Origin of the sequence: Acetobacter tropicalis (assembly GCF_001580915.1) — a bacterium.
Lineage (GTDB): Bacteria > Pseudomonadota > Alphaproteobacteria > Acetobacterales > Acetobacteraceae > Acetobacter > Acetobacter tropicalis.
Window position 1 is genome coordinate 1 of sequence record NZ_LHZQ01000157.1, and the last position, 14,124, is coordinate 14,124.

Below are 14,124 nucleotides of genomic sequence, written 5' to 3' on the forward strand. Positions count from 1 at the left end.
CAGATGGGGTGGTTGCCGTCCTCCCCGCACGGCATCGCAATGTGCCAGAATGGTCGTTGAATAGAACAACCGCGTGAAAGGACGGCAGATGAAGGATACAGTAATTGGCGTTGATCTGGCAAAGAACATTTTCCAGATTCATGGAGCTTCACATACGGGCGAGGTGACGTTTCGCAAAAAGCTGCGTCGTCAGCAGTTTATGCAGTTCATGGCCACGCAGCCGCCTGCTCTGGTCGTTCTTGAAGCGTGCGGGAGCGCGCATTACTGGGCCCGCGAACTGGCAGGAGCTGGTCACGAGGTCAGACTGATCGCTCCGCAGTATGTGAAGCCTTTCGTGAAGCGGCAGAAGAACGATGCTGCTGATGCGGAAGCGATCGTCATTGCGGCCCGTCAGCCGGAAATGCGCTTTGTCGAACCGCGCACTCAAGCGCAGCAGGCCCGAAGCGTTCTCTTTCGCTCCCGCGAGCGTCTGGTGCACCAACGCACGGAACTGGTGAATGCCCTGCGTGCCGTTCTGTATGAATTCGGTCTCGTCGTGCCACAGGGGATTGCGCATATCAAACGCATTGAAGCCCTGCTGGATGAGGCAGTTCTGCCAGAGCTTGTAAGGCAGGAATGCCTTGATCTGCTGCAACAGATTTCGGAACAGAGTGTGCGGATTGATGCCAGAACAAAGAAGATCAGGATGCTTGCCCAGGAAAGTGAAAACGCCTGCAGATTGCAGAGCATGCCTGGAGTGGGTCCTCTGACCGCTCTTGCGGTTGAAGCTTTTGCGCCTGACCTGTCGACCTTCCGGCGCGGGCGCGACTTTGCTGCGTGGCTGGGACTGGTGCCCCGTCAGTTCTCATCTGGCGGAAAGGAACGGCTGGGGAAGATATCAAAAGCCGGACAGGCTGATATCCGCAGGCTTCTCATCATGGGTGCCATGACCCAGGTGAACTGGGTCAGTCGCAAGGGCCCAGCACCGGGAAGCTGGTTGGCGCGGATGCTGGCCCGCAAGCCCCGTATGCTGGTCGCGATTGCCCTGGCCAACAGGATGGCAAGGGGCATCTGGGCCATGGCAACGAAACAGGAGGATTATCGGGATCCGGCCCTGTCTGTGGCAGTCTGAGCGATGGCTCGGCTCCCGCGGATGGAACCGGTAGGGGTGTGAGAGGGCGATGACCTGAATGGGCGCATGATCGTTTGATCCGGATCGGAAAAACCAGTATGTCTTTTCGTACTTTCAAGCACGCCCCGCAGATTTGGATCTGATCCGCTGATCACCATACCGGCCAGTGGCTTCTGAAAGGCCACATCAACAGGCCTTACAGAAGACCGCACACGATCACACGTCAATATGGGTCAGAAAACTCTTGCATAACGGACGGCAACCATATGTGGACGGCTCCCCCTTGCAAGGGGCTAGGCAAGAAAATGATCGGATCTTTGCTTCCATATGTCCGGCCTGTTGATGCGGCCATAGGGTCGCTGGCCAAGATGGCTTCCGCAGCGTGAGCTCCAAACACAGAAGCGGTCTTTGATGACCACTGGTTGCCACGGGTTTTCTCACGCCATGGATCGATCGATCACACCATCTCCTCTATTACTTGCAAGCCACGACCTCAGCTCGGCACGAGAGCGTCAAATGTCAGCGCATCGTGCCAGGCTAAGCTCAAACAGCAGCTGCGCCGGGTTGCTGCAGAAGGCGCTTATAGTGTTCGCCGCTGACCATCAGTTTCCAGGCAATCCGCGCAATCTTATTGGCAAGGGCCACCGCTGCGAGTTTCGGTTTTTTGCGCTCCAGCAATTCACGTAACCAAGATGAGGCATTCTTCCCATTGGTCCGCCGGGCATGCGACACGACTGCGGTCGCGCCAACCACCAGCGTGCTTCGCAAGACCTCATCGCCAGCGCGTGTGATTCTGCCAAGCCTTGTTTTTCCACCGGTTGAGTGATCCCTGGGCGTCAATCCGATCCAGGCCGCAAAGGCTCGACCCGATTTGAACAGATGCGGATCAGGCGTTTTCATCATCAGCAGCGCTGCGCCGATCGGGCCAACGCCCGGAATTTTCGCAAGACGCTGACTGCATTCGTTGGCGCGGTGCCATGCCATCACCTTGCCCTCAAGCTGTTCGATTTCACCTTGCAATTCAGCATATTCCTTTGCGTGAAGGGCAAACAACTCGCGCGTCAATGTGGGCAGGCTTTCGTCCGCAGCGATCCGATCAAGGAGTGCCTCAATCCGGCACATGCCTTTGGGCGCCGTGATCCCAAACTCGGCAGCATATCCCCGGATCGTATTGGCGAGCTGTGTGCGGTTCCGGATAAGTCGTGCCCGCATTCCAATCAGCATCAACGCTGCCTGCTCTTCCTCGCTCTTGAGCGGGACGAACCGCATTGTAGGCCGACTCATCGCTTCACAGAGGGCTTCCGCGTCGGCGGCATCGTTTTTCCCGCGCTTGACATAAGGCTTCACGAGCTGCGGCGCGATCAGCTTCACTGTGTGTCCCAGACACGAGAGCACCCGCCCCCAGTAATGGGAGGCGCCACAGGCCTCAATCGCGATTTCAATCGGGGGCAGTTTCTCAAAAAACTTTACCATCTCCCGGCGGGATAGCTTCCTGCGCAAAACAGGCTGCTCCTTCGCGTTTACACCGTGCAATTGGAAAACACTTTTTGACGTGTCCATGCCAATACGGATAATTTGTTCCATGGGTGGCCTCCTCTGTGAATTCTGCAACGACTTCACCTTGGCACATCGCGATGCCGTTGGGAGCCGTCCACCCCATCACAGAAGAAGACATCATGGAAGGCCCGGCGGAGATGAGCCCAGCAGGCCGCTTCGCGCACGTGCACGGTTCCTGTTGCGTCTGGTTTATACAGATCCCTGAACCCGGCGTAGGCGTCAGCCTGCAGAATGCCCCGGAACTGTGCCAGATGGGTCTGGGGATTGATCCCCTTGCGATCGGGAGAGAACCAGTAGGCAACGGCGGGCGGATCACTCCCTCCCCATGGGCGGGGATCGCGCAGATAGCTCCAGATCCGCCCTTCCTTCACGCCCCGGGGTTTGCCAGCCTGACGCAGACGGGGGTCAAGAACCTGGATGGGTGTATCATCAGCATGTAGCAGGTCTGCCTTTACGACATCCTGACGGATCAGATCTGTCAGAGGACGCAGAACGGCAACGGCCTGACCACACCAGTCGATCAGGGTTGAACGGGGAATGTCCACACCCTGACGGGCAAAGATCTCATTCTGACGATAAAGCGGAATGTGGTCATCGAATTTCGAGACCAGGATATGGGCTAAAAGCCCGGTGCCAGCCATCCCCCGTGGGACAGGGCGCGACGGTGCTTCAGGCTGCACCAGTGTTTCGCAGTGACGGCAGGATTTCTTCAGCCGTGCCGTTTCGACAACTTTCAGTTTTGCCGCAATAAAGTCCAGTATTTCGGTGACATCTTCGCCGACGAGGCGCAGGGGACCGCCACAGGCAGGACAGGCCTCACCTGGGTCGAGAACAAGACGCTCCCGGGGTGTCGTGTCAGAAACCTTTGGCTTGCCACGCTGTCTGGGAGAAGAGACTACACCATCGCTGACATCATGCTCCCTTATATCAGGAGAAGGATCGGCTGCCGCGATGGCGATTTTTACATCTTCAAGGAGCAGTTCGAGTTGTTCAATCTCACGGTCTATCTTTTCTGAACTGGCCCCGAATTTCTGTTTCTGAAGGCGCGCGATCCGGATTTTGAGAGACTGGACAAGCGCTGCATACACACGGGCTGAAGCAGAAAGCCGAGCCACTTCAGTCTGCAGGGAAACAATCATGTCCCTCAGGATATCCGGATCATCAGGCAGGATCGCGGGTGCAGGCGTCATGATGAAAAAATAGCAGAAAACCCAAGAAATTACAAAAGGTTCTGCACTCTCACACCATAAACATCAGGCCACGCGAGACGGTGGCGCAGACCAGGACGGGCGTCTCCACTCCATGCCTTCCCACAGCATGGCCATCTGTGCTGTCGTCAGGCGTGCAACGCCCTCTGCCGGAGACGGCCATGGAAAACGTCCCTTCTCAAGCACCTTGTAATAAAGACAGAACCCCTGACCGTCCCACATCAGAAGCTTGATCCTGTCCCCACGGCGACCACGAAAGGCAAAGAGCGCCCCTGATGTCGGGTTCTGACGCAGCACGTCCTGTGCCAGTGCTGCCAGACCCGATATGCCCTTGCGCATATCGGTCACCCCGCAGGCCAGATAGACACGCACGCCGTTGCCCACGCCAATCATGCCGTCTCCGCAATCCGGATGACCCGGGCCAGAAGATCTTCGGCAGGATGTCCCGTCACCCTGATACTACGGCCATTGCGCAGCACTATGGCCAGTTCGTCAGGATCACCGCCAGATGCCACAGCAGGTGTCGTCACTGAAGCAACAGGAACAAACGCCACAGACTGATCTGGGGAAGATAGTCTTTGACGGAATGACGTCCGCCATTGGTAAAGATGTTGGCGGGTCAGGTCATGTCGACGTGCCACATCCGATACACTTGCTCCATCCACACCAACTTCAGCCAGTATCGCCAGCTTCCGTTCATCCGACCAGCGGCGGCGGCGTTCAACGCCAATCAGGATTTCCTGGGTCATTCTTACCTCTCAAATGACGTCAATAACGACGTCGTTAACGACGGTAAGTTACCAGTCACAATCCTCAATCATAAGGCGGCCTCAAACGGCCGGTTACCTTAGAACAGCACCTGATTAAGTATCAGAGATGGCAGAAAGCGCCGGAACGTCCATTCATGAAAGCCTGCGTATTTCTCAGAAAGACACAATTTTGTTCAAAAACCATCCACGGTTTTATACACAGGGGGAAAGCGCCCAAAAATAGGCCATTTTTAGGCCATATTCGTTCCGATATCAAAACTCTAAGTCATTGATATTCCTCAACCCCAAAAAAGGGGTTTTGGGATTTAATCCCAAAAGTGCCCTTTTTTACAACAGTGTTCAGTTTTTGTGGTACAAAAAACACGGCCAAACTGCGGTACCAATCACACACCCGCCCAAACTGCCTAAAACGACCCAGATCAGCCCCTAGAGCAGCCGCCATGACACCATTTCCCTCTACATAGCGCCACAACGAGGCCCAAGAGGCGCTCCGCACCACTCACCACCGGAAACTCCTTTACACCCCCACAGTCTCAAAAAAATGGCTTCTCCGAGAGCGTGAGCCTATACACCCCCCGAGATTCACCGCCTTCCTGACAGCGTTCTCCCAAGAGACGCCCGAAACCACCATCTCCTCTACCCTACGCCCCATTTTCCCGGTTTGGAGGGCACGCTACCGCAATTTCATATGCACACTCCGTTATGCATATGAAATCGCTACGCTTTTTCTCTTTTTTCTTCTCTCTCTATCGCCGAATAAATTCGGCTCCCTTTTCGATTCGATACCGTAACACGCAACACCCCACCCTAACCGGGCGGGGGCGGAATATGGCACTTGCCCTGTATTTCATGTACGGAATCCGGAAAAAAAAGTGACGGTTTTCTACCCCCATTTTTTTGGACGTCCCATGGACAGCATTGTAAATCTGGTTCAAATCAGACTTATCCACAGGCTTGAGGCACAGGAATTCAAGGTGCTTTCAGGGCCAATTCGGACCGTTTATTGCTGCAGCGAGAGATATAAGTTCGGCTGCGATCTTGTTATACGGTGTGCCCGGAATCGTGTTACCTGCCGCGCCTATCTGCGTTGCCCCATGCTCAGTGAAAATTGCGCGATCTAACGACGATATGCTCGCCGCAGGAATTTTCCATCTGGTCGGATGCGCCTCCAGCCGACCGGTTCCCAAGGTCCGAGAGTAGCCCGGAAAGGTCGGTGATCTCCTTCGCCACCAGATGCACGACGCCCCCTCCATTCTGGAGCATGCCTGTCACCGCCAGCATCTGCCCGCCCAGCACCACGCTGCGGTTGGCGTCGAACAGATCCGGCCAGATGATGACGTTCATGTTGGCCGTCTCGTCCTCCAGCGTCATGAACACCACGCCTTCGGCGGAGCCGGGCCTCTGACGCACCAGCACAAGCCCCGCCACGGTGAGACGCTTTCCATCCTTCGCGGCCAGCGCCTGCCGACAGGATATGATGTCTCGCGCCCGAAGGTCCTCGCGTAGGAAGGTCAGGGGATGCTCCCGCAGGGTAAGGCCAAGCCGGTTGTAATCCCGCACTACCTCTGCTCCGTCGCGCATGGGCTGCAGCAGCACATCCGGTTCTTCGGCTTCCCGTGTGACCTGCGCTGCCGCAAATAGCGGCAACGGTTCATCGCGCAGAGCCTTGATCGCCCACAGCGCCTCGCGCCGTGCCAGCCCGAGCGAGGGGCGGAACGCGTCCGCCTCGGCCAGATGGGTCAGGGCTGCCGCTTTCACACCCGCCCGACGCCACAGATCATCCACGGAGACAAAAGGCCGACTGGCCCGCGCCGCAACAATCCGGGCGGCATCGTCATTGGCCAGCCCCTTGACCAGACTCATGCCCAGCCGCACGGCGAAGCGGCCATTGGGGCTTTCCGGTCCTTCCAGCGTGCTGTCCCAGCGTGAGGCATTTATACAGACAGGCCGGATCTCCACACCGTGCTCGCGGGCATCACGGACAAGCTGCGCTGGCGCGTAAAATCCCATCGGCTGGGAATTCAGAAGCGAGGCCAGAAACACATCCGGATGGGTGCATTTCATCCACGAGGATGAATAAGCCAGAATGGCGAAACTGGCGGCATGGCTCTCGGGAAATCCGTAGGAGCCAAAGCCTTCGAGTTGCTGATAGATCCGCTCGGCGAAGTCCTCGTCATACCCATTGGCCCGCATGCCTTCGATCAGCCGTCTCTGGAACTGTGAGACGGTGCCGGTATTTTTGAACGTCGCCATGGCCCGGCGCAACTGATCCGCCTCGGCGGCGGTAAACCCCGCACAGATCATGGCCACCTGCATGGCCTGTTCCTGAAACAACGGGATCCCGAGTGTCTTTTTCAGCACCTTTTCCAGTTCCGGCGTCGGATAATCTTCGGGCTCAATGCCCTCGCGCCTGCGGAGATAGGGATGGACCATATCGCCCTGAATGGGGCCAGGACGCACGATCGCGACCTCAATGACCAGATCGTAGAACACACGCGGTTTGAGCCGTGGCAGCATGGACATCTGTGCCCGGCTTTCGATCTGGAACACGCCGATCGTATCGGCCTTCCTGATCATGGCGTAGGTGCGCGGATCCTCGGCCGGGAGGGTCTGGAGCGTGAAGTGCTGGCCCTTGTGCTCCGCCAGCAGATCCAGCCCATTTTTCATGCAGGTCAGCATACCAAGTGCTAAGATATCCACCTTCATGAATTTCAGGACGTCGATATCGTCCTTGTCCCATTCGATGATCTGGCGGGCCTCCATGGATGCTGGCTCGATCGGCACCAGTTCATCCAGCCGGTCATGGGTCAGGACAAAACCACCAGGATGCTGCGACAGGTGACGGGGCACGCCGATTAGGCAGCTCGCCAGATCCAGCGTCAGGCGGATGCGGCGGTCGGACAGATCGATGCCGGTATCATTCAGGGCGTCATCGTCCAGCCTGCGGCCCCAGCCGTGAATTTGACCTGACAACGTTCGGATCAGGTCTTCAGGGAGGCCCATCACCTTGCCGACGTCGCGCAGTGCTCCCTTGGCGCGATAGCGGATCACGACCGCCGTCAGCGCCGCCCGGTCGCGACCGTAATGGTCATAGACCCACTGGATGACCTGCTCGCGCCGTGCGTGTTCGAAATCCACGTCGATATCCGGTGGCTCGCCCCGTTCCTCGGAGACGAAGCGTTCGAACAGCAGGGAGTTGCGGGCCGGATCAATGGCGGTGATGCCCAGCACGTAACAGACCGCGCTATTGGCCGCCGAACCACGGCCTTGGCAGAGAATATCCTGACTACGTGCATAGCGGACAATGCTGTTCACGGTCAGGAAATACGGTGCATAGTTCATCCGCCCGATCAGGCCGAGTTCATGGCGGAGCGTTTCCGCCACGTCATCCGGTATGCCATCCGGATAAACGGAACGGGCGCCCTCCCAGGTCAGCGCCTCCAGCGCCTGCTGCGGTGTCTGGCCGGGCACGGACACTTCATCGGGATATTGATAGGCCAGATTATCAAGTGAGAAGCGGCATCGCTCCACAATCTCCATGGTGCGGGCGGCCGCTTCGGGGTAACGGCTGAACAGCCGGGCCATTTCCTGTGGCGGCTTGAGATAGCGGTCCGCGTGACGCTCGCGGACAAACCCGGCCTCGTCGATGGTGGTGTTGTGGCGGATGCAGGTGACAACATCCTGCAGGATGCGCCTGTCATGGGTGTGGAACAACGCGTCGTTGGTCACGACCGTTGGCACTCGCGCCAGATGCGCCAGGTTGGCAAGCTCATACAACCGCATCTGGTCATTGGGACGACGGAGCAGGGTGAGCGCCATGTAGGCCCGGTCGGCAAAGGCGTCCTTCAGCTTGCGTAGATGCAGACCGCAGGCCTCGTCCGCTGTGTCGGGGATCATAACAACGATCTGGCCTTCGCCCCAGGCGACCAGATCCTCCCAGAGCAGATGGCATTTCCCTTTGCCGGCCCGGGCTTTGCCGAGGCTGAGCAGACGGCACAGTCGGCCATACGCGGCCCGGTCCGTCGGATAAACGAGAACCGGCGGGAAATCCGCCAGATCGAGACGGCATCCCACCACGAGGCGGAGCCCGACCTCTTTTGCCGCGACATGGGCCTGCACCATGCCCGCCAGAGAATTGCGGTCGCAGATGCCCAGCGCCTCAATGCCAAGGGCCTTTGCCTGCGCGAACAGTTCGATCGGCGAGGAGACCCCGCGCAGGAACGAGAAATACGTCGTCACCTGCAATTCGGCGTAGCGCGGTGCCGAGGTGCTCATCCGAAAATCCCGTGCAGAAACCAGCCCTGCGAGCCGGTCTCGCCATGTTCGCCATCACCCGCCCGGTAAAGCCAGAAGCGCTCTCCACTGGTATCCTCCACCCGGAAATAATCGCGGGCGATGGTCAGTTCCGCGTCATTCTTCCACCATTCGCCAAACACCCGCTCCGGCCCGTCAGCGCATTTTACCTTCCGCCGGACGCCCCGCCAGATGAAGAACAGCGGCGGCTGGTCCGGCAGTTCCGCCATGGCCTGCACGGGCTCGGGGCGCGCCAGCAGACGTGTTGGACGCGGCCAGTGATCCGGCCAGTCCTTTGTCTCCTCAGGCGCCAGCGCGGGCACGCGGCAGAAAGATCTCTCAGGGAGATCGCTTTCCACCGGGGCAAAGCGATACAGCGCCTGTGTGCCGACACGGTTGGCCAGCGTGTCGATCAGGTCGGACACGTCGGCCTCTTCCTCGGCGATGAGCGAGGAGGCGGTCTGCCGTCGGTCCATGGGCTCCGCCAGTGAGGCGATCAGCACCATGCGTTCGATGCCGAATCCCGGATTGATGGTCTCGATTTTCTCGCACAGCAGCAGGGTCAGGCGTGTGCCGTCCCGCACTGGCATGGCCGTGGCCACGCGGATCGCTTCGGTGCGGCTGTCAACCCGATGCAACAGCAGGTCGAGGCGGCGCACGCCCTGTCCACGTTCGTCCAGACCCTGGCAGAGCAGCGGCACCAGTTCGCCAATATATCTGGCGATGGTCTCGGCAGCACCGATGGGTTCGGCAAAGTTCCGGCTGACCACGACCGGATCGACAGGGCGGACTGGCACGATGGCCTCCCCGATGCGTCCAAAGGCCTGATCCAGCCTGCGGGCCACATCCGGGCCGAAACGCAAGGTCAAAGGGGCACGCGGCATGGCCGCCAGCGGCCCGATACGAGACACACCCAGCGTGGCCAGTCCATCGATTATAGTGGAAGGCAGACGTAGCGCCTCAACAGGCAGATCAGCCAGAGTAGAGGTCGTTTTATCTGAAGGGACAACCGCAATCGCTAACCGGCCATAGCGAGCCAGCGCGTGGGCCGCCCCCCAGGTGTCTGCGACTACGGCCCGAGAGCAAAAACCGGCTCCCGCCATGCGGTGGACCATATCTTTGAGCATGGGAAGTTCGCCACCATGCAGGTGATCCGCCCCGGTCGTGTCCAGAATCAGGCCGTCCGGCGCATCGACTGCCACAATGGGCGCGATCCGGTGCTGAAACCATAGGGCGAGTTTTTCCAGCCCCAGCCGGTCGCCTTCGGGATCGGCATCCATCAGCACCAGATCGGGATACAGCGCCTGAGCCTTGGCGACCGGCGTGCCGGGGCGCAGCCCCAGCTTCCGGGCGGCGAGATCGACTGACAGGACAACCCGCCGCCGTCCTTCACGCCCGGCCAGCGCCAGCGGCGTTTCAGGCGCGGGCGCGTCTGGTCCAAGTCGTTTCCTGATCCGGTCGGTCGGCCAGAGTGGCAGGTAAAGCGAGACGATCCGCGACCGGGATACAGGGAGAGAGCCTTCCTTTGGCATCACAGGCCTCCACTTCAAAATCGGCACATTCGCCCGCCCGGGCGCGGATCAGTTCCAGCAGCCAGCGCGGCCTTCCTACACCGGGAACCGGCAACGACGCGGACGGCAGGACGGAGACCCGCCAGCGGGTCACACTGGCAGTCGGTTGACCAAAATCTGCCGCATCCGTCTGCCGCCGCCAGCGTCTTATCGCGATGCCAAGCGAACCAGACGTCTCGGCGGCCAGTTGCAGACGGCGGGATGCCGTCATGGACAGACGTGCCACCTCGGCGACCACAGCCCCAAGGCCGCCATGCCGCAGACCTTCCTCGAAGCAGGCCAGCACATCGACATCCGAACTGGCCTCGACAAAAATGGTTCGCTGTGCTGCCAGCCCCACCTGTTTCAGGGAGGGGGCAAACACGTCCTGACGGGTGACGATCCAGAGCACCTTGCCGCGCGTGCGGGCTGCAATCCCGGCGCAGAACTGACCGGCGGCTGCACTGTGCAGGGCGTCGTTGCCTCCGCCCGCCACCTCGTGCAACGCGCCCAGTGCCAGACCGCCACCGGGCAGACGGGCGTCTATCTCGCGCACACCAAAGGGCAGCACCGTACGGCGTCGGTCGCTGTGCCCTTCGAGACGGCTGATTGCGGCCCGCAGCGTCTCCAGACCGGGTTTTTTATGGATTTCAGCAGTCATGTCACGGCTCGACGGTCCTTGTGTAGGCGTATTTCATGATTATATGTTCCTGATTTGTTCTAATCATGCTACGCAAGTCAATGCAAATTCGCTCCGTATCCGGCATGCTGGTGTCCGATGTTGGATCGGTATCGTTGATGAAAGTGCGCTAAGGAATTGAATCCAGAACTTTCTCCCGCTTCGGGCAGCGACGATTACCTGTCCCGTCTGAATGACGCGCAGCGGCAGGCCGTCACGCACGGGACCGGAGTCTCGCCGGGCGGGGCAGATTCATCCCCGCTGCTGGTCATCGCCGGTGCCGGATCGGGCAAGACCAACACACTGGCCCATCGGGTCGCGCATCTGATCGCCTCAGGCGCCGATCCGCGCCGCATCCTGCTGCTGACCTTCTCCCGGCGTGCCAGTGTCGAGATGACGCGACGTGTCGAGCGCATCTGCAAAACGGTGCTCGGTGACAAAGCCGGTCCTCTGGCTGACGCGCTGGCCTGGGCCGGCACGTTTCATTCCATCGGTGCCCGGCTGCTGCGGGAGTATGCCCGGCAGATCGGCATGGATCCGGCCTTTTCGATCCATGACCGCGAGGATTCCGCTGATCTGATGAACCTGATCCGGCATGATCTGGGGTTTTCGAAAACCGAAAAGCGTTTCCCCGGCAAGGGCACATGCCTTGCCATCTATTCCCGTGTCGTCAATTCCGGCGCACCGCTCGCCGATGTGCTGCTGAAGCACTATCCGTGGTGCGCGGGTTGGGAAGCGCAGCTCAAACAGCTTTTTGCAGGCTATGTTACGGCAAAGCAGGAGCAGGGCGTGCTGGATTACGACGACCTGCTGCTGTGCTGGGCGCAGATGGTCAGCGATCCGGTGCTGGCTGCCGATATCGGCGGTAAATGGGATCATGTGCTGGTCGACGAATATCAGGACACGAATCGGCTGCAGGCGAGTATCCTGCTGGGCATGAAGCCGGACGGGCGCGGGCTGACGGTTGTGGGCGATGACGCGCAGTCGATCTATGCCTTCCGGGCCGCGACCGTGCGCAACATTCTCGATTTTCCGGCGTCCTTCGATCCTCCCGCGCGCATTGTGACGCTGGACCGGAACTATCGCTCGACAAAGCCCATTCTGGATGCGGCCAACGCGGTGATCGGAGAGGCAGCCGAGCGGTTTACCAAGGATCTGTGGACCGAGCGGCAGTCTGACGAACTTCCCCGGCTCGTGACAATCTGGGACGACACTGCCCAGGCGAACTATATCGCCGATCGGGTGCTGGAGGAGCGTGAGACCGGAACACCGATGAAGCAGCAGGCCGTGCTGTTCCGGGCTTCGCACCATAGCGGCACGCTGGAGGTGGAGCTGACCCGGCGCAACATCCCGTTTGTGAAGTTCGGCGGTCTGAAGTTTCTCGACAGTGCGCATGTGAAAGATATTCTGGCGCTCTTGCGCTTTGCCCAGAACCCGCGCGACCGCATCGCCGGATTCCGGGTGTTGCAGCTTCTGCCCGGCGTGGGGCCAAGTTCGGCCCGGCGCGTGCTGGATACGATGGGCGAGAGTGCCCATCCCTTCGAAGCGCTGAAGGATATCAAAGCGCCACAGCGCAGCGGCGAGGCCTGGACAGGGTTTGTGAACACGCTCACCGCTCTGGGCGGCCAGCAGGTTGGCTGGCCCGGCGAGATTGCAGCCGTGCGGTACTGGTATGAGCCGCATCTGGAGCGGCTGCATGAGGATGCCTCCACCCGTCTGGCCGATCTGGTGCAACTGGAGCAGATCGCCGGCGGCTATCCCTCACGGGAGAAATTCCTGACCGAACTGACACTGGACCCGCCGGATGCCACATCCGATCAGGCTGGCGTGCCGCTGCTGGATGAGGATTATCTCATCCTCTCGACCATTCATTCCGCCAAGGGGCAGGAATGGAAGAATGTCTTCGTCATGAACGTGGTCGATGGGTGCATTCCGTCCGATCTGGCCACCGGTGAGAAGGATGACATCGAGGAGGAGCGCCGGCTGCTGTATGTCGCCATGACGCGGGCGAAGGACAGTCTCGATATCATGGTGCCGCAGCGCTTCTATGTGCATGGCCAGCACAGCCGGGGCGACCGACATGTCTATGCCTCGCGCACCCGTTTCATCGACCGGGACATGCTGCCCCTGTTCCAGTCTGTGGCCTGGCCTGTCGTGAAACCGGAAGAGCACGCCCGGCAGGAGGCCGTGAAATCTGTGAGGATCGATATGGCAGCCAGATTACGCGGCATGTGGTCGTAAGGGAACAACACGTATGTGCAATCTCTATTCCATGACCTCGAACCCGCAGGCGATCCGGGAGATTGCGAAAGTTCTTGAGGATCGAACGGGTAATCTTCAGCCGTTGCCCGAGATCTGGCCGAACACGATGGCGCCGATCGTGCGGAATGGTGAGAATGGCCGTGAACTGGTTATGGCGCGCTGGGGCATGCCGACACCCCCGGGTTATCTCAGGGGGCACAAGGTCGATCGCGGTGTCACCAACATCCGCAATCCGACCTCGACATGGTGGAAGCGCTGGGAGGGCGTTGCGCATCGCTGTCTGGTGCCGCTGACGGCGTTCTCCGAACCAGAGCGTCTGCCCGACGGGAAATCGCGGCCAGTGTGGTTTGCGCGGAATGATGGAGAGCCGCTCGCTTTCTTCGCCGGGATCTGGTGTCGATGGACCTCAGTACGCAAGCTGGCTGACGGGGAAACGACGGATGACCTGTTCGGGTTTCTGACCACCGAAGCCAATCAGGAAGTGGGCGCGATCCATCCGAAAGCCATGCCCGTCATTCTGACACAATCGGACGAACTGGATGTGTGGATGAATGCGCCGGTCGCAGAGGCTTTGCGTCTTCAGAAGTCTTTGTCAGATGGCATGCTTGCTTGTGTCGATCCCCCCTGGCCTTTGGAGTGACAGTTATGGGGGGTGGAACGAACCCGCTGCGCGGGATTGGTGCGGTGTGCAGGT

At 59.7% G+C, this 14,124-nt stretch carries 10 protein-coding genes and 1 pseudogene; 3 read left to right on the plus strand and 8 right to left on the minus strand.

The annotated features are described in order from the left end of the window. Positions 1-88: 88 nt before the first annotated feature. Positions 89-1,111: an IS110 family RNA-guided transposase gene (locus AD944_RS02595; protein WP_061474729.1), complete on the plus strand. Its 1,023-nt coding sequence runs from the start codon at positions 89-91 to the stop codon at positions 1,109-1,111. A gap of 543 nt (positions 1,112-1,654) precedes the next feature. Here AD944_RS02595 and AD944_RS02600 read toward each other — a convergent pair. The 8 genes and pseudogenes from AD944_RS02600 to AD944_RS02630 form a co-directional block, all read right to left on the minus strand. Next, complete coding sequence (locus tag AD944_RS02600) at positions 1,655-2,695, minus strand: IS110 family RNA-guided transposase (protein WP_012813095.1); 1,041 nt, start codon at positions 2,693-2,695, stop codon at positions 1,655-1,657. Between the two features lie 89 nt (positions 2,696-2,784). Next, a pseudogene (gene tnpC, locus AD944_RS02605) lies at positions 2,785-3,858 on the minus strand (IS66 family transposase); the annotation flags it as partial. A 63-nt stretch (positions 3,859-3,921) separates the two neighbouring features. Further along, the gene (gene tnpB / locus AD944_RS02610; protein WP_010510701.1) at positions 3,922-4,269 is read right to left on the minus strand and encodes an IS66 family insertion sequence element accessory protein TnpB; all 348 of its coding nucleotides are present in this window, start codon (positions 4,267-4,269) and stop codon (positions 3,922-3,924) included. Further along, on the minus strand, positions 4,266-4,625 hold the full coding sequence (gene tnpA, locus AD944_RS02615; RefSeq protein ID WP_007400224.1) for an IS66-like element accessory protein TnpA: 360 nt from the start codon (positions 4,623-4,625) through the stop codon (positions 4,266-4,268). Before tnpA ends, tnpB begins: the two co-directional genes overlap by 4 nt. A gap of 286 nt (positions 4,626-4,911) precedes the next feature. After that, positions 4,912-5,088: a hypothetical protein gene (locus tag AD944_RS16630; RefSeq protein WP_156477244.1), complete on the minus strand. Its 177-nt coding sequence runs from the start codon at positions 5,086-5,088 to the stop codon at positions 4,912-4,914. A gap of 656 nt (positions 5,089-5,744) precedes the next feature. Then, on the minus strand, positions 5,745-8,921 hold the full coding sequence (locus tag AD944_RS02620; protein WP_045541575.1) for an error-prone DNA polymerase: 3,177 nt from the start codon (positions 8,919-8,921) through the stop codon (positions 5,745-5,747). Further along, complete coding sequence (locus AD944_RS02625) at positions 8,918-10,471, minus strand: DUF6504 family protein (RefSeq protein WP_236709141.1); 1,554 nt, start codon at positions 10,469-10,471, stop codon at positions 8,918-8,920. Before AD944_RS02625 ends, AD944_RS02620 begins: the two co-directional genes overlap by 4 nt. Continuing rightward, on the minus strand, positions 10,356-11,150 hold the full coding sequence (locus AD944_RS02630; RefSeq protein WP_045541574.1) for an ImuA family protein: 795 nt from the start codon (positions 11,148-11,150) through the stop codon (positions 10,356-10,358). Before AD944_RS02630 ends, AD944_RS02625 begins: the two co-directional genes overlap by 116 nt. A 156-nt stretch (positions 11,151-11,306) precedes the next feature. Here AD944_RS02630 and AD944_RS02635 point away from each other — a divergent pair, with 156 nt between their 5' ends. After that, positions 11,307-13,409, plus strand: coding sequence for an ATP-dependent helicase (locus AD944_RS02635; protein WP_045541573.1), 2,103 nt, complete (start codon positions 11,307-11,309; stop codon positions 13,407-13,409). 13 nt (positions 13,410-13,422) lie between these two features. After that, on the plus strand, positions 13,423-14,070 hold the full coding sequence (locus AD944_RS02640; RefSeq protein WP_061474731.1) for an SOS response-associated peptidase: 648 nt from the start codon (positions 13,423-13,425) through the stop codon (positions 14,068-14,070). Positions 14,071-14,124: the final 54 nt, after the last annotated feature.